General features: G+C 72.0%; 17 protein-coding genes. 7 read left to right on the top strand and 10 right to left on the bottom strand.

From position 1 onward, the window contains the following. Window positions 1-81 precede the first annotated feature (81 nt). Window positions 82-339 carry an acetyl-CoA synthetase gene (locus AB0I54_RS14350; protein ID WP_363296282.1) on the top strand — a complete coding sequence of 86 codons (258 nt, stop codon included), beginning with the start codon at window positions 82-84 and terminating at the stop codon, window positions 337-339. A 60-nt stretch (window positions 340-399) separates the two neighbouring features. On the opposite strand, the gene AB0I54_RS14345 is transcribed toward AB0I54_RS14350, so the two are convergent. The 4 genes from AB0I54_RS14345 to AB0I54_RS14330 all read right to left on the bottom strand — a co-directional run bounded on the left by AB0I54_RS14345 (window position 400) and on the right by AB0I54_RS14330 (window position 6,348). Continuing rightward, window positions 400-3,042 (bottom strand): glycosyl hydrolase, encoded by a 2,643-nt coding sequence (locus tag AB0I54_RS14345; RefSeq protein WP_363296281.1) that lies wholly within the window; start codon window positions 3,040-3,042, stop codon window positions 400-402. Between the two features lie 773 nt (window positions 3,043-3,815). Beyond that, window positions 3,816-4,751, bottom strand: a complete 936-nt coding sequence (locus AB0I54_RS14340) for an MIP/aquaporin family protein (protein WP_363296280.1) — start codon at window positions 4,749-4,751, stop codon at window positions 3,816-3,818. Window positions 4,752-4,893: 142 nt separating this feature from the next. Next, a complete protein-coding gene (locus AB0I54_RS14335) occupies window positions 4,894-5,559 on the bottom strand; it encodes an SDR family NAD(P)-dependent oxidoreductase (RefSeq protein WP_363296279.1) in 666 nt (221 codons plus the stop codon). A 75-nt stretch (window positions 5,560-5,634) separates the two neighbouring features. Further along, window positions 5,635-6,348, bottom strand: coding sequence for a DUF4328 domain-containing protein (locus AB0I54_RS14330; RefSeq protein WP_363296278.1), 714 nt, complete (start codon window positions 6,346-6,348; stop codon window positions 5,635-5,637). A 214-nt stretch (window positions 6,349-6,562) separates the two neighbouring features. Between AB0I54_RS14330 and AB0I54_RS14325 the strand changes: the two genes are divergently transcribed. Together AB0I54_RS14325 and AB0I54_RS14320 are read left to right on the top strand one after the other, a co-directional pair. Next, window positions 6,563-7,507 (top strand): polyphosphate kinase 2 family protein, encoded by a 945-nt coding sequence (locus tag AB0I54_RS14325; protein WP_363296277.1) that lies wholly within the window; start codon window positions 6,563-6,565, stop codon window positions 7,505-7,507. 15 nt (window positions 7,508-7,522) lie between these two features. Continuing rightward, the gene (locus tag AB0I54_RS14320; protein WP_363296276.1) at window positions 7,523-10,252 is read left to right on the top strand and encodes an HAD-IC family P-type ATPase; all 2,730 of its coding nucleotides are present in this window, start codon (window positions 7,523-7,525) and stop codon (window positions 10,250-10,252) included. Window positions 10,253-10,293: 41 nt separating this feature from the next. Here AB0I54_RS14320 and AB0I54_RS14315 read toward each other — a convergent pair whose 3' ends face one another. Together AB0I54_RS14315 and AB0I54_RS14310 are read right to left on the bottom strand one after the other, a co-directional pair. Then, window positions 10,294-11,607 carry a diacylglycerol kinase family protein gene (locus AB0I54_RS14315; protein ID WP_363296275.1) on the bottom strand — a complete coding sequence of 438 codons (1,314 nt, stop codon included), beginning with the start codon at window positions 11,605-11,607 and terminating at the stop codon, window positions 10,294-10,296. A gap of 7 nt (window positions 11,608-11,614) precedes the next feature. Continuing rightward, the gene (locus tag AB0I54_RS14310; protein WP_363296520.1) at window positions 11,615-11,989 is read right to left on the bottom strand and encodes an SHOCT domain-containing protein; all 375 of its coding nucleotides are present in this window, start codon (window positions 11,987-11,989) and stop codon (window positions 11,615-11,617) included. A gap of 279 nt (window positions 11,990-12,268) precedes the next feature. Here AB0I54_RS14310 and AB0I54_RS14305 point away from each other — a divergent pair, with 279 nt between their 5' ends. Then, window positions 12,269-12,769: a hypothetical protein gene (locus tag AB0I54_RS14305; RefSeq protein WP_363296519.1), complete on the top strand. Its 501-nt coding sequence runs from the start codon at window positions 12,269-12,271 to the stop codon at window positions 12,767-12,769. 42 nt (window positions 12,770-12,811) lie between these two features. Here AB0I54_RS14305 and AB0I54_RS14300 read toward each other — a convergent pair whose 3' ends face one another. Beyond that, window positions 12,812-13,498 (bottom strand): DUF6445 family protein, encoded by a 687-nt coding sequence (locus AB0I54_RS14300; RefSeq protein ID WP_363296274.1) that lies wholly within the window; start codon window positions 13,496-13,498, stop codon window positions 12,812-12,814. 202 nt (window positions 13,499-13,700) lie between these two features. On the opposite strand from AB0I54_RS14300, the gene AB0I54_RS14295 reads away from it, so the two are divergent. Then, the gene (locus tag AB0I54_RS14295) at window positions 13,701-14,456 is read left to right on the top strand and encodes a DUF4142 domain-containing protein (RefSeq protein WP_363296518.1); all 756 of its coding nucleotides are present in this window, start codon (window positions 13,701-13,703) and stop codon (window positions 14,454-14,456) included. 242 nt (window positions 14,457-14,698) lie between these two features. Here AB0I54_RS14295 and AB0I54_RS14290 read toward each other — a convergent pair whose 3' ends face one another. Further along, a complete protein-coding gene (locus AB0I54_RS14290; RefSeq protein WP_363296273.1) occupies window positions 14,699-16,345 on the bottom strand; it encodes a glycoside hydrolase family 13 protein in 1,647 nt (548 codons plus the stop codon). Window positions 16,346-16,636: 291 nt separating this feature from the next. Here AB0I54_RS14290 and AB0I54_RS14285 point away from each other — a divergent pair, with 291 nt between their 5' ends. After that, entirely contained in the window at window positions 16,637-17,557 is a 921-nt protein-coding gene (locus tag AB0I54_RS14285) for an LAETG motif-containing sortase-dependent surface protein (RefSeq protein WP_363296272.1), read from the top strand. Between the two features lie 106 nt (window positions 17,558-17,663). Here the strand turns inward: AB0I54_RS14285 and AB0I54_RS14280 are convergent, their stop codons facing one another. Next, complete coding sequence (locus AB0I54_RS14280; protein WP_363296271.1) at window positions 17,664-18,635, bottom strand: nucleoside hydrolase; 972 nt, start codon at window positions 18,633-18,635, stop codon at window positions 17,664-17,666. Between the two features lie 60 nt (window positions 18,636-18,695). Continuing rightward, window positions 18,696-20,120, bottom strand: coding sequence for a threonine--tRNA ligase (gene thrS / locus AB0I54_RS14275; RefSeq protein WP_363296270.1), 1,425 nt, complete (start codon window positions 20,118-20,120; stop codon window positions 18,696-18,698). Window positions 20,121-20,231: 111 nt separating this feature from the next. Here thrS and AB0I54_RS14270 point away from each other — a divergent pair, with 111 nt between their 5' ends. Then, a complete protein-coding gene (locus AB0I54_RS14270; protein WP_363296269.1) occupies window positions 20,232-21,008 on the top strand; it encodes a hypothetical protein in 777 nt (258 codons plus the stop codon). Window positions 21,009-21,015: the final 7 nt, after the last annotated feature.

Genomic DNA, 21,015 nt, shown 5'->3' with positions numbered 1-21,015 from the left:
GGCTGTGCCGCCGGGCGCACTCAGGTCACCGTCGCGCCCGGTGACGCGCCCGTACGGCGGCTGTGCGCACGGCCCGGGACGGTGGTGTCGCTCGTCCTCGAACCCCGCAGGGACGACAAGCGATGGACGGCCGTACGCAGCTCCGCGCCCGCCTTCGTGCTGCCGTCCGGCTGGCAGGTGGACCCGGACGGCACCGCCCGGGCCTCGCTGCGCTGCGCGGGCACCCGGGGCGGTACGGCCAAGGTGACCGCCACGGCGAAGGCGCCGGACGTGGCGGGCGCGCCGGACGTCGCCTTCACGCTGGACGTGAGTGTGGTGCCGTACCCGCGGGAGGGGTGACCCCGGCCCCCGGAAACCGGGCTGCGGCCGGAACCACCCCTCCCTCTGGTCCCTCTCGCGTCAGTCGCAGTCGCTGACCTTGATGCTGTAGATGCCACGGCCGTGGGTGGCCGCGTACAGCGTGCGGCCGTCCGGGCTCAGCTTCAGCTGGAGCACGGCGATGGCCGGGAGCCGGCCCACGCGCTGCCAGGTCGTACGGCCCGGCGCACGGTAGACGACACCGAGGTCGGTGGCCACAGCGAGGCCGCCGTTCGCCGTGACGACCGCGGAGTTGGTCGGCACGTCGGGCAGGTTCGCCGAGATGTCCGTCCAGGTGGTGCCGCCGTCCTTGGACTCGAAGACATGGCCGACGCCCGCGCCGGGTCCCTCGGTCCAGTGCCGGGAGAAGCCGTTGACCGCGAGGTACACGTGGTCGGCGTTCTTCGGGTCGACGGCGAAGCCGCTGAGGTAGCGGTTGGGTACGTTCCCGTTCACCGGCAGGTTGATGTCGTGCCAGCCGGTGCCGTCCGCGTTGCCGACGGCGATGCCACGGGCGAAGCCCTGGTCGTTGCAGGGGCCGCACCAGGCCGCGTACACCTTGCCGCCCGAGGCCGCGACGGCGGTCGCGGTGCGGCCGGCGCCGAGGTCGTGCAGGCTGGTCCACTCCGAGCCGCTGCGGATGGCGTAGCCGTGGGTCTGCACCCACACGTGGCGGCCGCCCGCGATCCAGGTCGAGCTGTCCTTCATGTCGGCCGCGAGCGGGGCGACGAAGCGGGCCTCGCTGGTGGCGCTGTCGGCCGGGGCGACGTTGTACGAGGTGACCTTGCTCGGGTCGGTGATCCAACTGCCGTCGTTGACCGCGCAGTTCTGGGTGACCTGGATGGCCAGGTAGACATAGCCCTGGGCGATGTTGCAGCCGTCGGCCGGGTCGGTGAGGGTGTCGGTGCCGTCGCCGCCGAAGTTGGAGCCCATCACCTTGTCGTTGCCGCGCAGCATGGACTGGCCGTTGTCCTGCAGTCCGCCGGTGACCGAAACTCCGCCGTAGGTCAGGTCCTTGCCGATGCCCACCGAGTAGTACTGGAGGGTGTCGATGGTGCCGTCGTTGAGCGAGGTCCAGTCGGTGGCGTGGCCGGAGGAGTCCTGGGCGCCGGTGACCGGGCGCCGGTAGACGCCGCCGTCGTTGCCCACGTACACGAAGCTCTTGCCGTGGTAGCGGCCGATCGCGACGCCGTGCTGGTCGGGGTGGGTGGTCTGGTTGCAGTCACCGGTCTGCTTGGCGGGGTCGATGCTCCAGCAGGGGAAGCCGAAGTTCCAGTACGGGCCGACCGCCGACCAGGTGCTGCCGCCGTCCTTGGTCTCGTGGACCTCTTCGAGTCCCGCGTACACGTGCTGCGGGTCGCTCGGGTCGACGGTGAGGAACTGGTTGTACCAGGCCTGGACGCCCGGCATGTAGCCGCTGCTGGTGAGCGCCGAGCCGTCCGCCGCGAGGCCCTTGTAGTCCGCGATCTTCGTCCAGGGACCGGTCGGTGAACCGGACTTGGAGACGAAGATGCCTTCGAGGCCGCTGTCCGGGTTGGTGTTGAGCTGCTCCGGGGACTGGTCGATGGCGTAGTAGCGGGAGCCGTCGGCGGAACGGGCGAAGGTGACGTTGCCGACGCCCTCCGGGTCGGCCGGCAGGTCGCCGAGGCCGCTGGTGATCCGCGTCCAGGCGCCGTTCACCTTGGTGTAGAAGCCGTTGTAGGTGTCACCGCTGCGCCAGCCGACGGCCAGGACCACCTTGGCGGGGTCCTTGGGGTCGATCGCGATGTCGTTGGCGATGTTCTTGTACGCGGCGGAGGAGTCGTTCGCCTTCGAACCGCCCGGCAGATAGTCGGGGTTGGGCGCGAACTCCAGTTTCCAGGCGCCGGTGAGCTTCTTCGTGGAGTGGCTCCACACGCCCTTGCCGGTCGCCGCCCACACCTTGCCGGCGCCGAAGCGCAGCTGGTGGACGGTGGTGCTCTCCAGTTCGTCGCCGCCGACCCGGCTGCGCATGGAGAAGTTCCCGTGGTGCGGGTGGGTCAGGACGTAGACGCCGCTGCCCAGGTAGGCGTCCGCGTTGGTCGTCGCCTCACCGGTGCCCAGCCACAGCCGACCGGACCCGTCGAGCGCGAGGGCGCCGGTGGACTGCGAGGACAGCCGGTCGCTGATGGGCTGCCAGTGCCCGCCGCCGGTGCGCGACCGCCACACACCGCCGCCGGCGCTTCCGGCGTAGACGTATCCGTCGTCGTCGGCGGCCATCGCCGCCATCCGGCCGGTGACATTGCCCGCGCCGCCGCTGGAGTTGGAGTCGTAGTCGCGGTAGCGGGGGTCGTCGGAGTTGTAGGGCAGGTCGGTGACGTGGTGCCAACGTCCGCCGGTGCCGGGCAGTTCGCCCAGCGTGTTCCAGGCGGCTCCGTAGGCGCCCGGGGCGACGATGCCGGGCGAGGTACGGGCCTCGGCGTACTGGGCGGCGCCCTCGGCTATCTCGTCGGCCTCGTTCCCGTCGTCCTCGTCGGCGGCCTCGGCCTTGTGGGTGATGCCGCCCGTCGAGTGCGTTCGTTCGGCGGCGAGCCGGGCGAGGGCGCGGGCACCGAAGGGGGTGCTGTTCTTGCCGGGTGCGGCACTTGCGGGCAGTGACACCAGTGCGGCGGAGACGGTGAGGGCGCAGATCGTGAGCCTGCGTCTCCTGCGGGTGCGTGATGACAACGGATCCTCCCATGCGGGGCATTGATGCAGCCGTCGCAGAGACCCGATCACGCAGGGGAGAAAACATCCGAGACTTGGCCATTTCTTGACCAGAACCTGTCACCGATACCGCTGCGGACATGCAGTTCCCGCAAGGGAGTTGGGGCTGAGGGGAGGTGGACCGGGGTTGGAGGGCCCCCGGCGGAGCGCGGCCGGGGTGCGAGTCGGCGTGGTGAGCGGAACCGGCGTCGGTGCCGGAGCGCTCCGCGGCGAAGACGCGCATTCCGCCCACCAGGCGACTGAACTGGCACGGACGCCGAGCCGGGTGAGGGCGAGGACGCCGCCAACCGGTCGGTACGACGCGGGCGCGAGCCCATACAGCTCGTCGACGAGCCCGCCCGCACGGCTGAGACGACGGAGTCCCGGCGGCCCGTCGGACCCCGCGCCCGGGCGCGCGCGGCAGCACACCGGGCCGTCGCCGAAGTGGCGGCACGCCCGGGTGCCGGCAACGGCGCACCAGGCCGCCGCCGAGCCGGCCACCGCCCTGGTGCCGGCCACGGCACACCAGGCCCTCACCGCAGTCGTCGCCGCGCGCGGTTGCGGTGAATTCGCGGTCGCCGAGGTGGTGGCGCGGGCGGGTGCGGGCGACTCCGGCGTACGCCGCCGGGGCGCCGTCGAAGTCCTGCCCACGGAGGTGACTCGTACCCGCCGAGGCACTCGATGTGGTCGGCGCGTCCTCGCCCCGCGCTACGTCCGCACCCTCTTCGGCACTCACCCCCCTACGGTTGTCGGCGTCACTCCTCGATGGTGGGACGCGTGCGGCCCGGCTCCGGGAGTTCGCCCAGCTTTGCTCGGGCGTGCAGTACGTCGCTGATGAACAGGTCGTACACCAGGACCCCGATCACGCCGCCGATCAGCGGCCCGACTATGGGGATCCAGAAGTAGTTGCTGAACCACGCCCCGTCCCCCGGGAAGGCGTAACCGTCCCATCCGGCGAACCAGGTGAGCAGACGCGGTCCGAAGTCACGGGCCGGGTTGATGGCGTATCCGGCGTTCGCGCCGTAGGACATGCCGACGGCGGCGACGGCGAAGCCGATCACCAGCGGGCCGAGATTCGCCTGCACCGCCGTGTTGCGCAGGTCGATGACCGCCACGACGAACAGGAGCAGGAAGGCGGTACCGACGATCTGGTCGATCAGCGGCCCCCAGACACCGCCGTGGAAGTACGGCGCCGGAAAGGTGGCGAAGATCGAGAACGTGGCGAGCGTCTTCCCGCCCACGTGCGGATCCTTCGAGGCCGTGTCGTACGCGTTGATCGCGTCGTGGTAGACGCCCAGCACCAGCGCCGCCCCGGCGAGCGCGCCGAGGACCTGCGACAGCCAGTACGGAAGGACCTTGATCCAGGGGAACTTGCGGCGCACGGCGAACGCCAGCGTCACCGCCGGGTTGATGTGCGCTCCGCTGACGCCGCCGGCCACGTAGATGCCGAAGACCACGGCCAGGGCCCAGCCCCAGGTGATCAGCAGCCAGTCACCCGCCGCCAGGAAGATCGTCGTGGGTGTCGCGGCACGGCCCGAGCCGGGCAGCGCCGCGACCGCCATCGCCACGACACCGCAACCGAACGAAATGAGGACGAAGGTCCCCAGGAACTCTGCCAGGCACTCGCCCAGCAGGCCTCCGCGGCGCCTGAGCCGCGAGGGCTTTATCAGGGGAGGGATCTCAACAGCCATCTCGACCCCCTTCAGAGGGTGCGCTCCGGTGCGTTCCGGTGCATTCCGGATCTACCACCATCGTTGCGCACGAATTGATTTCCGACACTGCGGAGCAGCCACCGACAGGTCGAACAAGTGATCGAGAAGGGAGGTGGCCGGGTCAGCTGTCGAGGTCGTCGGCGTAGTGCCGGAAGCCGTGCCGGTCCTGGTGCATGCCCCACAGGGTCTCCGCGAGCACGGCGGGGTCCTTGCGCGGATGCCCCGGCACGATCGAGCCGGGGACGACGAGTTGGGCGACGTGGATGCCCTCCGCGGCGAGCCGGTCGTGCAGCAGATGACCGTAGGCACTCTCGGCGGCGAACGCGATGGAGGTGCCCGCACGCTCCGGGTGCGGGACGACGGCGCTGCCGCCGTTGACGAACAGGATCGTGCCGCGGCCCAGGGCCCGCATGCCGGGCAGCACCTGCTGGACGGCGACGACGGGGCCGTACACCGAGAACTCGACCGGCCCGAGCAGATCCTGGTGCGTGGTCTCCAGCACCGGCCGCATGAAGTCCCGCTGCGGCACCGGGCTGTACTGCAGCACCTCGACCGGCCCGACCTCCTCGCCCGCCGCGGCGAGGGCCGCCGCCAGCGCCTCCGGGTCGCGCACGTCGGCGACGAAGGCGCGCGCGGTGATCCCCTCGGCGCCCAGTTCCCCGACGAGGGCGTCCAGCCGGGCCCGGTCGCGGGCGACCAGCGCGACGCCGTACCCCTCACGCCCGAACCGGCGCGCGACCGCCGCACCCAGTCCGGGACCGGCCCCGACGATGGCAATGGTGCTCATGACGCGTGACCGTACTGCCTTCCCGGGGACACCGCACCCGTAGGCCGAGCCGGGGTCACGCCCCCCGGACCCGTCTCAGGCGGCCGGGGCGGATCCGGCCGGGGCGGGTCCGGTCGGCGCGGCGCTGTCCTCAGCCCCGCCCTCCAGCTGTGCGGCGGTCACCGCGCGTACGACGAACACGGCGGCCACGGCCGCTCCCACCACCGCCGCGTCGGACGCCAGCAGGGGCCACAGCTCCGTGTACGCCCGCTCGATGACCTCGTCCTTCGAGTCCTCGTACACCAGCCCGACCCCGCTGAGCATGCCGACGAGCCACAGCACCCACCAGACGTTCAGGACCAGCGGCGCCGGCTTGCCCCCGGTGCTCCGCTCGTAGACGTCCACGACCAGTCCGCGGGGCACCCACAGATTCATGATGGGCACGATCCAGCCCAGGTAGACCCAGATATCGAGGTGGCGTGCCGGGCTGCCGGAGAGGATCCGGGCGTTGTCCCGGACCCGCCACAGCCACGCCAGGAACGCGAAGGCGCAGATCAGCGCGGCGACCCCGCCGAGCGTGACGACGGAGTGGTACGAGTCCTCCAGCGCCGTCAGCGCGCGATGGTTGCCGTCGCCCTGGTCCGGCGGCCCGGAGGCGGGCTCCCCCGCCACGGCGAGCCGGATCTCCCACACCGCCCGGACCACCCAGGCGGCGCCGGCGAGCAGAAGAGCGGCGACGGCGACCTGGGCGGCACCTCGGACCGGCTGCAGGACGGGGGGTTGCGGGGACTGCGTTATGTGGTCGTTCACCCGCGCATCCTGCCGCATCGATCGGGACCCGAACCAGGCGACATGCCCATGACCGGCCGGCACGGTCGGCTCTGACCGCCTTCGTACGGCGCCGAACCACCCGTCGCGGGTGAGGCCGCCCCCGTTCGGCCGCGGGACGCTGCCCGTGCGCGGCCCCGGTGTCGGCGGGTCCGCGTGGCCCGCACGGCCTGCGTGGCGGAAGGGACGGTGGACGATGGCCGACGAGAGAGCCGAGCGCATCGCGGACTTCATAGAGCCCCTGCGGGTCCCGCCCGGCACCGAGGTGCATCTGGCGGAGGACTTCGACCCCGGCTACAAGACGGCGGGCGCCCGCAAGAAGAAGGAGGGCGTCGAGCTGCTCCGCAACGGCATCGAACTGCTCTCCGACTACCAGCAGCGGCTGGCCGCCCAGGACACCTACGGGGTCCTCATGTGTCTGCAGGCGCTGGACGCGGCCGGCAAGGACGGGACGATCCGCCATGTGATGAGCGGCGTCAATCCACAGGGTGTGCGCGTCACCAGTTTCAAGGTGCCCTCGACCGAGGAGCTCGACCACGACTTCCTGTGGCGCTACAACCGGCATCTGCCGCGGCGCGGCGAGATCGGGATCTTCAACCGCTCCCACTACGAAGAGGTGCTCGTCGTACGGGTGCATCCCGAGAACCTCGACCGGCAGATGCTGCCGCAGGCGGCCCGGCGCGGAGACGTGTGGGAGCGGCGGTACCGGGAGATCAACGACTGGGAGCGCTATCTCACCGACAACGGCTTCAGGGTCGTGAAGATGTTCCTGAACCTGTCGAAGGAGGAGCAGCGCATCCGCTTCCTCAAGCGCATCGACGTTCCCGAGCGGAACTGGAAGTTCTCTCCCGCCGACGCCCGGGAGCGGGCCCGCTGGGACGACTACCAGCGGGTGTTCTCCGAGATGCTGTCCGCCACCAGCACGCGCTGGGCGCCCTGGTACGTCATACCGGCCGACCACAAGTGGTTCGCGCGCGTCTGCGCCGCCGCGGTGCTGGCACACACCCTGATCGGCATCGATCCCCAGTACCCGCAGGTCAGCGATGAGACCCGGCACGAACTGGCCGTGGTGAAGCGGGAGCTGGAGCGCGAGGCACCCAAGGGTGCCGCCGCGGACCCGTACGCCGCGAGGAGGGGCTGAGAGGAGGCCCGCGCCATGACCGCGCAGACGGATGCCCCGCACGAAGGGGCGACGCAGGACCGGGCGTGGTACGCGCGCCCGCCGCAGGAGGTCGCCGCCGCGTTCAGGGTGGATTCGGCCGTGGGACTGTCCTCGGTGCGGGCGGCCGAACTCCTGGCGCAGAACGGCCCGAACGCGCTCCCGGAGGAGAAACCCCTGCCGGGCTGGCGCCGCTATCTGGCCCAGTACCGCAGCTACATGCAACTGGTCCTGGTCGCCGCCGCCGTGGTGTCCTTCCTGATCGCCGAGTGGAGCACGGGCATCCTGCTGCTCGTGCTGACGGTCCTCAACGCGGTCGTCGGCATGCGGCAGGAGGGCAAGGCCGAGAGCGCCATGAACGCGCTCAAGTCGATGCTGCAGGAGACCGCCCGGGTGCGCAGGGACGCGGCGGAATCGGAGATCCCGGCCGAGGAGGTCGTCGTCGGCGACGTCGTGCTGCTCGCCGCGGGGGACGAGGTCCCCGCCGACGGCCGGATCGTCGCGGCCAGCGCCCTGCAGATCGACGAGTCGGCGCTGACGGGCGAGAGCGTGCCGGTCGCCAAGGACCCGTCGACCCTGACCGGCGGCGATCTTGCACCGGGCGACCGCACGAACATGGCGTTCATGAACACGCCGGTCACGCACGGCAGCGCGACGGTGATCGTCACGGACACCGGCGCCGGCACCGAACTCGGCCGTATCTCCGGGATGCTGTCGGCGACGCCCCGCGAGGCCTCGCCGCTGGACCGGGAGCTCAACCGGCTCACCCTGTGGATCACCGGGGCGGCCGGTCTGACGATGATCGTGATGTTCGTCCTGGGGCGCGGCCGCGGCGAGGCGTGGGACGCGCTCTTCGTGAGCGCCGTGTCGCTGGCCATCGCCGCCATTCCGGAGGCCCTGCCCACGGTGACCCAGACCATCCTGTCGATCGGCGGGGTCGACCTGGCCGAGCGTCAGGCGATCGTGAAGGACCTGCCGTCCGTGCAGTCGCTGGGGTTCACCTCGGCCATCAACTCCGACAAGACCGGCACCCTCACCATGAACCAGATGACGGTCGTCGAGGTCCTCGACCCCGGCGACCGCTACACCGTCTCCGGCACCGGGTACGGCCTGGAGGGCAGGATCCACCACGCCGTCGGCAGCAACCCGGGCCTGGAGGCCGCGATCCTGCCGTATGTGCTGGCCAGCGACGCGGGGCTGGTGGACGGCGCGGTGGTGGGCGACCCCACCGAGGGCGCCCTGCTGGTGCTCGGCCACAAGGCCGGGCTGGACATCGACGCCACCCGGGCCCGGCTGCCCCGGCTGGCCACGCTGCCGTTCGACCCCTCGTACAAGCTGATGGCCACCTTCCACTCGGCCACGGACGCGGCGGGCCGACCGGTCGTGCGGTGCTTCGTGAAGGGGGCGGCGCCCGCGGTCATGGCCCGGGCCGCCACCGCGCTGCGGGACGGTACGAGCGTCCCCTGGGACGAGGAGCTGCGGCAGCAGGCCCAGACACATGTCGAGCGCATGGGCGGCGAGGGCCTGCGGGTGATGGCCGCCGCGTGCCGGGACCTCGACGCCGCCGTCTTCGATCCCGACGGCGATCTGCTCGCCCATGTCAGCGACCTGCAGATGACGAGCCTGGTCGGCATGGTCGACCCGCCCCGCAAGGAGTCGCGGGCCGCGGTGGCCGACGCGCAGTCCGCGCACATCCGGGTGCGGATGGTGACCGGGGACGATGTCGTGACGGGTGCCGCCATCGCTCGGCAGCTGGGTATCGAGGGCGAGGCCGTGCTGGGCGCCGACTTCGCCGCGCTGCCGGAGAGCGAGCGGCTCGCCCGGATCGACGGGATCGGGGTGGTCGGCCGGGTCGCGCCCGAGCACAAGGTGCTGCTCGCCGACACGCTCAAGGAGAAGGGCGACGTGGTGGCCATGACCGGGGACGGCGTCAACGACGCCCCGGCCATCAAGGCGGCCGACATCGGCATCGCCATGGGCTCCGGGACCGAGGTCGCCAAGAACGCCGGGCGGATGGTGCTGGCCGACGACAACTTCGCCACGATCGTCTTCGCGGTGGAGCAGGGCCGCAAGATCTACGACAACCTCACCAAGTACATCCGCTTCGTCCTGGTGCTCCTGGTCGTGTTCGTGCTGACGTTCCTCGGCGCGACCCTGTTCGACATCGCGGCGGGTGAGCCCTTCTCCCCGGCCCAGGTGCTGTGGATCCACTTCTTCGTCAACGCCGCGTTCGGCTTCGCGCTCGGCTTCGACCGGCAGAGCCCGGGGCTCATGGAGCGCCGGCCGCGACCGCGCGGCGAGCCCGTGCTGACCAGGGGCGTGATGATCACGGTCGGGCTGTCCGGGCTGGTGATCACGATCGGGCTGCTGGCCCTGATCAAGCTGGGCGAGTCGCACTACGGCAGCACCGCCGTCGGCCAGTCGATCGCGTTCACCTCCTTCGCCCTCTGTCTGATCGTGGCCGCGCTGGAGTGCCGCAGCGAGACGGAGACCGTCCTGACCACCGCGAGCTTCGACAGCAAGCAGATGAACTGGGCGATGCTCGTGGAGCTGGCACTCGCGGTGCTGGTCACCCAGATGGACGGCTTCCAGCGGCTGCTGGGCACGACCCAGATCACCGCGCGGCAGTTCGGCTGGGCCCTGGTACCCCCGCTGGTACTGCTGATCCTGTGGGAACTGGGCAAGCTCACGGCCAGACACCTCGGCAGGACCACCACACCGGCGTAAGCCCCGCTCCTCACTCACCGCTCAGGCACGACACTCCCCGCTCAGGCACGACACCCCGGCCGCAGCGCCAGCCGTAGCACCCGTCGCCAGTCGGCCGTCGGTCTGCTCGCCGGGGCACCCGGACGACGGCGCGGCACCCGTACCCGCAGCGCCCCGGGGGCGATCCTGCACACGACGGGTGCGGGCAGCACGGTGTGCTCGCCGTCCACGCCGACCGGGACGGTGGGTGTGGTCGCCTCGACCACCACCTCCCTCGCCGTCAGCCGCGTCAGGCCCGGCGAACGCGTGCCGCTCACCAGCCGGGCCGCCTGAGCCGCACTGCCGATCCGTACGCACACCACGCCCAGCAGCCCGGAGTCCAGGCACTCCCTGCGGCCCGGGCGGGAGGCGTCGGCGGCGCGCCGGTAGGGGTTGTTGCTGACGAGCAGCGCCTGCAGGCCGTCGAGGTGCCGCTTTCCCGACCGCATCCCCAGCCGGGGCGCCTCGTCGCCGGTGAGGAGGTCGGGCAGGGTACGCAGGACCGTGCGCAGTTTCCGGTTCCGGTAGGCGGGCTCGCCCACCACGGCCGCGTACGTGCCGAACGAGGCGTTGTTGACGAACACCCGGTCGGCGGCGAACCCGAGGTCGACCCGGAGCTCCTCGCCGTCGGTCAGCGCCTCCAGGGAGGCCGCCGGATCCTCGCGGTCGAGGCCGAGGTCGAGGGCGAAGTGGTTGCGGGTACCGGCCGGAATCACCACGAAGGGCAGGTCGTGGTCGGCCGCGACCTCCGCCACCAGGGCCTGTGTGCCGTCCCCGCCGGCCACGCCCAGCAGGTCCGCGCCCGCCGCCACCGCGCTCCGGGCCAGCTCCGCCACGTCCGGGTGGAGCGAGGGGTCCAGCAGGACGACCCGGGCGCCGGCCGCCCGGGCCCGCTCGGCCAGATGGAAGCGGGCCACCTTGCCGCCGCCGGCGTTCGGGTTCATCAGGAGCCACGCATGGCGCGGCGGCTCGACGGGCACCGTGTCACGGTGGCGCCCGGAAGCCGCTCCCGAGGGCGTCAGGGCGATCCGCGCGGACGTGACCGCCAGTATCCACAGGCCCAGGGAGAGTGAGGCCTCCCAGATCAGGCCGTGCGCGGCGAACAGGGCGAGGACCGCTAGCGGGGCGGCCACCGCCAGCAGCATCCCCGCGGCCCGTACGACGCCGGTGTGCGCGAGGGCCCACCACAGCCCGACGGCGGTGAGGGCCAGCCCCGCGAGGCCGGCCAGCGCCCACAGCACGCTCTTCAGCCCGGCCGCCAGCAGCGGCACCAGTACGCCGGCCGCCAGGGCGAGCAGGGCCAGCCGAGCCCATCCGGTGTTCCGGCCGCCGCTCACGTTCGTTTCATCTCGGGGAACGGCCGCTCAGCACCATTTCCTTGGCCCGGCGGAACTCGTCCTCCGTGATGTCACCGTGGTTGCGCAGTTCGGACAGCCTGGCGAGCTCGTCCGAGCTGCTGGGCCGGCTCTGCGGGGCCGTCGTCTCACGGACGTACGAGTCGAAGGCCTCCTGCCGCTGGCGTGCCTCGGCGAGTTCGCGCTGCCCCATGCCCTTGCCGCGGGCGATGACATAGACCAGGACGCCGAGGAAGGGCAGCACGATGGCGAACACCAGCCAGCCCGCCTTCGCCCAGCCGCTCAGGGAGTCGTCCCGGAACACGTCCACGATCACCTTGAAGAGCAGGACGAACCACATCACCAGCAGGACGAACCACAGCATCGTCCAGAACGCGCTCAGCAGCGGATAGTCGTACGCGAGGTACTCCGTGTCCACGTCTTCCCTCCGGGTTCTCCCGCCGCCCCGGGCCGTCACCCGGCCGCGGCTGTCTGCTGCCCTCAGACTGCGCACGGCAGGTGCCTCATGGCCTCACCCGAACCGGGTGAGGACGGGGCAGCCGGGCAATTGCGCCGTACGGCTGACGTCGACATGCGGTGGCGCCGATCCGGATCTTGACTGGGGGGACAGCCTGGCCGAGTGACACCGATGGAGGCGTACGTGATGGCGGGTTATCGAACGGGTGCGGCGCTGGTGCTGGCGGCGGCCTTGGGTACGGCACTGAGCGGCTGCTCCGACGGCGGCAACGCGTCGTCCACCGCGAGCAAGGCCGCGTCGGCCGCCGTCAGCAAGGCGGCGTCGGCCGCGTCCTCCCTCGCCTCGAAGGGCCAGGACGTGGTCGCGTCGGCGTCCGCGGAGGCCCGGCGGCGGCTCGCCGAGGTGAAGAACGGTGTCAACGCCAAGGACGAGGTGAAGCTCGGCACACCCGCCACCGCCTCCGACGGCCGCACCACGGTGGAGGTCACGGCGAACAACACGGCGGACTCCGCCAAGTCCTTCGCCGTCCAGGTCAGTTTCAAGGACACGGGCGGCAACCTCCTCGACACGGTGGTCGTCACCATCACGGACGTGGCGGCGGGCAAGACCGGGACGGGGACGGCCCGCAGCACCCACAATCTCTCGGGCGAGGTGAAGGCGGAGGTGGGGACGGCCGTGCGCTACTGACGGCCCCCGACCCGGCTCGGACCATCCGCTCGGACCATCCGCTCAGGCCATCCAGAAGAAGACGGCGGTCATCCTCTTCTCCTCCAGCGTCCTGCCGGAGTAACCGGTCGCGCTGTGCACGAGGTTGGCGTTGTAGAGGAGCAGCCGGTTGTACTTGTGCGGAACCCGTACGTCCTCCTCGAACGCGTCGGGTGCGACGAACCGCGTCCCCAGGGCCTCGACGAGGTTGTTGTGCGGGGCCTGGACGACGTTGCCGCCGAGGCGTCCGCCGGGCATCGACTGCCGGTAGAAACTGGTCCCGCAGTCCTTGGGCACACCGGGGTTGAGATACAGCACGGCCGCATACCGGCACAGCGCACGCGAGTCGGTGTGCGGCCGTGGCTCGCTCTCGCCCTCGCCCACCACCTGAACGCAGTTGTGGTTGAGGGTCCCGCCGCCGGGCGCCTGCTGCACCCACAGTTCCCTGGCGCCGGTGGCCTTCTTCACCAGCCGCTCCACCCGGCCCAGTTCGGCGGGTTCGAGCCCGGGCATGGTGCGCAGTCCCGGCCAGGTCTCCGACGTGTACGGATACCCCTTGACCCAGTCGTCCTTGCCGAGACACCGCTCCCGCACGGCGTCCACGTCGGGCAGCACGTCGTCCAGCACCCAGTAGTCACGGCCCTTGGTGGGCTTGCGATAGGGCAGGACGGGAAGAGAGGCGGGGACTCTCGGGGGAGGCTGTGGGGGCATGTGGCGAATCTAGGACCGGGGTTCACCAGGACTCTCCCTCAAGGGGGTCAACATTCCGTCAACCGGGGCCGGTTCACAGCCGGGCCGAGTTTTTACCAAATCAAAAGACTCCCGGCCGTTCGTGATCCGTACTGCTGATGGGGATCCACGACCGGCAGGAGGCACGGTGCGCTTTTCGCGGAACGCGACGGGAACTCTCTTCGTGGGCGGTGCCCTGAGCCTGACCCTGGGGGCGCTCCTCTACCCGAGCATGCTGGGGGTGAGCAAGGTCTCCAGTTCGCCGGACCTCGTCATCGCCCAGACGCAGTGGGGGCCGCTGACCGAGGGCGACCGGGACTTCGTGGTCAAGGTCCGCGCGGCCGGTCTGTGGGAGTACCCGGTCGGTCAGATCGGGCTGCAGAAGGGCACCACGAAGGCGGTCATCACCGCGAGCCAGCACCTGATCGACGGGCACGCCGCGCTGGACGCCACCTGCCGCAAGATCGCGCCCATGCTGAACATCACGCTGCCCAACATCGCGAGTCCGCAGCAGGAAGGCTTCGTCACCCAGCTGAAGTCCGACAGCGGCAAGAAGTTCGACTCCGACTTCGCCAACATCCTGCGGATGACGCACGGTTCGATCTTCAACACCATCGCGAAGATCCGGTCCACCACCAAGAACACGCTCGTGCGCGCCCTGGCCGACCAGGCCAACGACACCGTGCTCGACCACATCACGGTGATGGAGAAGACCGGTCTGGTCGACTTCGACCAGACCATCTTCCAGCAGACCACCCCGCCGAAGCTGCCCAACTCCGACATGACGCCGCCGCCCCCGCCTGCCGGACAGCCGCAGGTCGTGCTCACCCCGCCGCCGAACGCCACCTCCACCCCGGTGAACATCGACGGCCTCGCCGGTGGCGGCGGCGGTGCCGGCGCCGGCGGCGCCACCCCGAGTCCCAGCCCCACGGTGCGCTAGGCCCTGTCGTCAAATCCCCGTCGTCCGCCCGAAGGGCGGGCCCCGCGGCGTCATGGGGGTCCCCCCTGCTCGAGCGCAGCCGAGAGCTTGGGGGAGCGTGCTCTCGGCGTGCCGGGCCTCGGCCCTCGTACTGGATGTACTCGGGTCGGGGCCCGGTGCGGCGAGTTGGGCTCCCCCCTGCTCGAAGAGCTTGGGGGAGCGTGCATGGCGTCGGCGGGCAGACGGGGATTTGACGACAGGGCCTAGGGGCCCAGCCAGACCGTCGTGTCCGGGGCCAGCCGCCCCTCGTGCAGGGGCGTGCTGGTCAGCAGCACCTCCCCGGGCGGGAGCGGGACCGGCGCGGCGGACAGATTGGTGACACAGCGCCAGGCCTCCGTGCGGGTGAAGTCCAGGACCCCGGCAACGGCCTCGGGCGCCCAGGTCAGCGTCTCGCCCTCCTGCAGCTTGCGGCGCAGGCGAAGGGCCGTGCGGTAGAGCTCCAGGGTCGAGCCCTCCGTACCGGACTGCGCCTGCACGGCGTACGCGGCGAAGGACGCCGGCTGCGGCAGCCAGGCCCCGCCCGGCCCGAAGCCGTACGACGGCCCGGTCCTGGTCCACGGCAGCGGCACCCGGCAGCCGTCCCGGCCCTTGCGGACACGGCCCGTCTGCTCCCAGACGGGGTCCTGGAGAACGGGGACGGGCAGGTCCGCCACCTCGGGCAGGCCCAGTTCCTCGCCCTGGTAGAGGTACGACGATCCGGGCAGCGCCAGCATGAGCAACGTCGCCGCCCGGGCCCGGCGCAGGCCCGCCGCCTCGTCGGTCCGCGGTGCACGGCCGCCGGAGAGCAGCCAGGCGTTCTCGTCCGTGCCGGGCGGCAGGATCAGCCGGGAGGCGTGGCGCACCACGTCGTGGTTGGACAGGACCCAGGTGGCGGAGGCCCCGACGGTGCGGGCCGTGGCCAGTGAGGCGCCGATCGCCTCGCGCAGCGCGTCCGCGTCCCAGCCCGTCTGCAGATACTCGAAGTTGAAGGCCTGGCCCAGTTCGTCCGGCCGGGCGTACAGCGCGCGCCGGGCGTCCGGCACCCAGGCCTCGGCGACCGCCGTACGGGGCGGCGAGTAGGCGTCGAGGACCTTGCGCCAGTCCCGGTAGATCTCGTGGACCTCGTCGCGGTCCCAGTACGGGTGCGTGCCGGGCGCCACCCGGTCCAGGGCCTCCTCGCCCGTCGCACCCACGTCGCCGACGTCCCGCAGCGGGTCGTCGAGGTCCTTGGCAAGACCGTGCGCCACGTCGACGCGGAAGCCGTCGACGCCCCGGTCGCACCAGAAGCGCAGGGTGGTGCGGAAGTCGGCGCGGACCTCCTCGTTGCCCCAGTCGAGGTCGGGCTGTTCCGGAGCGAAGAGGTGGAGGTACCAGTCGCCGTCGGCAACCCGGCGCCAGGCGCTGCCGCCGAAGACCGACTGCCAGTCGGTGGGCGGGAGTTCGCCGTGCGTGCCGCGGCCGGGGCGGAAGACGTAGCGGTCGCGGGCCGGGGAGCCGGGGCCCGCGCGCAGGGCCTCCTGGAACCAGGGGTGCAGATGCGAGGTGTGGTTGGGGACGAGGTCGACGATCACCTTGAGGCCCAGGCGGTGGGCCTCGGCGACCATGGCGTCGAAGTCGTCCAGGGTGCCCAGGCGCGGGTCCACGTCCCGGTGGTCGGCGACGTCGTAGCCGCCGTCGGCGAGTTCGGAGGGGTAGAAGGGGCTGAGCCACAGGGCGTCGACGCCGAGAACGGCCAGGTGGTTCAGGCGCTGGGTGACGCCCTTGATGTCGCCCAGCCCGTCGCCGTCCGCGTCGGCGAAGCTGCGTGGATAGACCTGGTAGATGACGGCCTGCCGCCACCAGTCGGGGTTCCTGGGGGAAAGGTCGGTCACTCGGGCTCCTTCCGGAAGGACGGCGAGAGAAGGACGAGAGAAACGAGACAAGGACGAGAGAAGGACGAGAGAAGACTGTCCACATTGCCGGGAAAGCGAACCTTCGTGCCTGCCGGAGCGGATCATTCCCGATGTGGCGGAGTTGTGATCGGCGCGTCAACTCCCCCTGCATCGGCGCAGGTTGACAGGTTTAAACCGCAAGAACCACCATGTGCTCACGCCGTGCCGCAAGTGACCAATGGGGCCGGTGTTTCCTTGCCGCTCTCTTCGAGCTCCTGAGATGGGATACGTATGTCCATAGCCAGACGTGTCACCGCGCGCCGCCTGCTGGGGACGGGCGCCGCGTCGCTCGCCCTGTGCGCGGCCTCCGTCGCCGCCGCGTCCGGCGCCTGGGCCCAGGGCACGCCCGGCGGTGACGGCTGGAAGTCCGGCGGCACCTACCGGCCCGGCACGGGCGCGGGCACGGAGACCGGCACCGACCGCTGCCAGTTCTCGCTCGACGGCAGCGCGTTCTACGACTCGGTCAAGGTCGACGACCAGAACCTGAAGCCCACCGAGGACGGCAAGGTCCACATCAAGGTGCGCGCCGCCGGCGACGCCACCACCTGCACCGCGTCCCTGGCCTCCTATCTCGCCCACGGCTCCTCCTTCGCCACCTCCGGCGAGCAGGTCTTCGTGGACTTCGACTCGGTGACGGTCAAGCCCGGCCAGACCGACTCCCTCGACATCGCGGTGCCGGACGCGGGCTGCTTCGCCCAGATCGACCTCTACCGCGGCGCGGTGAAGTTCGACGGCAAGGCGGACGCGAACGACGGCTTCGAGCACGGCGATCTGCCCAAGGGCCCGGACCACCCGGTCATCAAGGACAAGCTGATCGCGGCCTGGAACGGCGGCACCAAGGACTGCACGACGACCGAGTCGCAGCCCCCGGCCACCCCCACCCCGTCCGCCCCGGAGTCCGGACAGCCCTCGACCCCGGCCGAGGAGTCGACACCGCCCGCGACGGACACCCCGCCGACCGAGCCCCCCACCCCGAGCGCCTCCGCGTCGACCCCCGCACCGGCCCCCACGCCGAACGGCGGCGGCGGTGACCTCGCGAAGACGGGTGGCGGCAGCGCCAGCGGCATCATCGCGGGCAGCGCAGCGGTGCTCCTCGCGGGCGGCGCCGCGATCGTCTTCGCAACGAAGCGCCGCCGCACGGCCCGCTCCTGAACCACCCCCGAAACGAACGCCCCGGAGACCCCCGCTCCGGGGCGTTCGGGCGTACGGCAGCGGGGCGTGACCGTCACCGGGCCGTCAATGGGCCGTCACTGGGCCGTCACTGGGCCCGTTCCACGGTCTCCAGGTAGAGCTTCACATAGCGCTCCACATCCACGTCCAACGCCACGTCCACCAGAGGCTGTTCGCGTACGCCGTGATGGATCTCGGACTCCCCGGGGCGCGGCCGGCGGTCGACGATCGTCTGGCCGCGGGTCGGGCCGGGGGCGAGGGAGACCTCGACCGGCAGCGGGCGGGTGGCGATGCCGGCCGGGTCGGCCACCGCGCACACGGCGCCCGCGTCACCGAGCCCGCCCGCCGGGTCGTCGCCGTCCGGGTCGGGGGCGGAGGGCCGGTGGGCCAGCAGTTCACCGGCGAGCCGGGTGCCCGGCTCCGCGCTCGCCCGCAGCCGCCGCACCTCGGCGCCCGGGACCACGACCCGGGTGAACACGTCGAGTCCGTACATCGTGATCGGCACCCCCGCGGTCAGCAGGATCGCGGCCGCCTCCGGGTCGTGCCACACGTTGAACTCGGCGACCGGCGTGGCGTTCCCGGTGGCCACCGCGCCGCCCATGAACACGATCCGCTCGATGTTGCCGGTCACCTCCGGGTGGGTGCGCAGGAGCAGCGCGATGTTCGTCAGGGGCGCGGTCGGGATCAGGGTCACCGGGCGCGGCGAGGCGAGGATCTCGCGGCGCAGCAGGGTCACCGCGTCCACGTCGGCCGGGGCACGGGTGGGCGCGGGCAGCCCGAGGTCGCCCATCCCGTCCTCCCCGTGCACATGCCGGGCCGAGCGGACCGGTTCGATCAGCGGCCGCGCGGCCCCGCGGGCGACGGGGATGTCACCGGCGCCCGCCTGCTCCAGCACCGTCAGGGTGTTGCGGACCACCCCGTCCACGTTCGTGTTCCCGGCGACACAGGTGACGGCGCGCAGGTCCAGGCCGGGGTGGCGGACGGCGAACAGCAGGGCCAGGGCGTCGTCGACGCCGGTGTCGCAGTCGATGATCACGGGGATGGTTGTCCGGTCGGTCACGGCGGGGGCTCCTTCTCTGGTCCCTCGTGCCTCTTCCCTCGCCCCGACCCTATGCGCCCCTCAGTCCCACAGCGCGGTCCCGCGAGCCCCGACCCGGGCGGCGATCCGGTCCAGCAGCTCGCCGGCGGGCAGGGTTCCCGGGCGGCGGCCGTCCCGCAGCCGCAGGGCCGCCGCGTCGCCGTCGGCCTCGCGCGCGCCGATCACCGCCTGGTACGGGACCAGACGCGCCGCCCGGATCCGGGCACCGAGGCTGCCCTGCCCGGGACCGGCGAGCTCGGCCCGCAGCCCCCGTGCGACGGCTTCCCGCACCACGGCCTGGGCGCGCGCGTACTGCTCGTCCGCGACCGGCAGCACCACCAGTTGCACGGGCGCCAGCCAGGCGGGGAAGGCCCCGCCGTGCTCCTCGACGAGGTGCGCCACGGCCCGCTCCACGCTCCCGATGACGCTGCGGTGCACCATCACGGGCCGGTGCTTCGCCCCGTCGGGGCCGATGTAGTGCAGGTCGAAGCGCTCGGGCTGGTGGAAGTCGATCTGGACGGTGGAGAGGGTGGACTCACGGCCCGCGGGGTCGGCGATCTGCACGTCGATCTTGGGGCCGTAGAAGGCGGCCTCGCCCTCCGCCTCCTCGTAGTCCACGCCGGACTCGGCCAGGACCTCCTTCAGCAGCGCGGTGGCCCGCTGCCACAGCGCCGGGTCGGCGACGTACTTGCCGCCCTCGCCCGGGAGGGAGAGGCGGTACCGGGCGGCGCGGATGCCGAGGTCGGCATAGGCGCGGGCGATCAGCTCCAGGGCGGCGCGGGCCTCCTGGACCGCCTGGTCCAGGGTGCAGAAGATGTGCGCGTCGTTGAGCTGGATCGCGCGGACCCGGGTGAGACCGCCGAGCACACCGGACAGCTCGGAGCGGTACATGCCGCCCAGCTCGGCGATGCGCAGGGGCAGTTCGCGGTAGCTGTGCGAGCGGGAGCGGTAGATCAGGGCGTGGTGGGGACAGAGGCTCGGGCGCAGGACGATCTGCTCCGAGCCCAGCTCCATGGGAGGGAACATGTCGTCGCTGTAGTGGTCCCAGTGTCCGGAGATCTCGTACAGCTCCCGCTTCCCGAGCACCGGCGAGTACACGTGCCGGTACCCGGCCGCGCGTTCCGCGTCCCGGACGTACTCCTCCAGGGTGTGGCGTACGACGGCGCCGTCGGGCAGCCAGTAGGGCAGCCCGGCGCCCATCAGCGGGTCGGTGTCGAACAGGTCGAGCTCTCGGCCGAGCCGGCGGTGGTCGTGCACGGTGGTCTCCTCGGTTGCGGGTTGCGCGGGAGGCGAACACCCCGTGGCACGACGAAGCCCCGGGGTACTCGCCCCGGGGCTTCGGACTGGGTCAGCTGTCAGCGCGCCGGGACACTCTCCGGCGTCGTCGTGCGGAAGGGGTACGACAGGGCGCGCTGCATGGGCCGAAGCTAACAGGGCGCGGACGCACGGTCGACCGGTTTTCCGCACCGGCCACCGCGCCTCACCCGGACGGCTCGTCGCGCTGGTGGGCGGGGCCGAGGGGTGGTGCCGTGAGATCACACACGTACCCGGTCCCCGGCACGCTCAGGAGGCCCCGCCATGTCCGTCCGCCCGGCCCGTCGCCTCACCGCCTCCGTGTTCGCCGTCGGAGTGCTGGTCACGGCCTCCGGCTGTCTGGCAGGCCAGCCCGGGAAGGCGGCCCGGCGGGCGGCCCCCGCCGCCTCCGCCGCCGGACAGCTCTCCCCGTCCGCCGGCCCCGCGCTCACGGCGGCCCAGGCGAGGTCGGCTCTGATCACGGAGGCGGATCTGGGGGTGCCGTGGGGGCCGACCCAGGGGGCCGCCACCTGGCGGGACACGCTGCTGAAGGCGGCCACCGCGGCCCCTCAGTGCCAGCAGTTGCTCGACGCCCTGTACGCGGACGAGCTGCTCGGCCAGTCGGCGGGGGCGTACGCCGTGACGGCCCTCGACGACGGCGACGACCAGGCGCAGCTGCGCTACCAGGTGGCCGGCGACCGCAGGGCCGACGTGGACCGCGCGCTGGCCTGGCTGAGGACGCTGCCGCAGACGTGCGCGCAGTTCTCGGCGGCCACCACCGGCGCGGGGCCCCAGACCGTCCAGGTCTACGAGGCCCAGCTGCCGCAGGTCGGGGACGCCCGGCAGGGCCTACGGGTGACGCTGACCGGGCAGACCGTCGACGACGAGGGCGAGGCCGTCACCCTCACCGTGGACGTCGCGGTCGTGCGCGTCGGCGACGACGCGATCGTCCTCACCGAGGGCTCTTTGGGCACCCCGCCCTCCGATGCCGTCGCCCAGGCCCTCGAACTCGGCAGCCGGCGTCTCGCCCAGGTCCGGGAACAGGGACGCGCGCAGGCCTGACCCGGCG

It is taken from the genome of Streptomyces sp. NPDC050625 (assembly GCF_040654755.1).
GTDB lineage: Bacteria > Actinomycetota > Actinomycetes > Streptomycetales > Streptomycetaceae > Streptomyces.
This window is presented reverse-complemented; position numbering and strand designations above follow the sequence as displayed.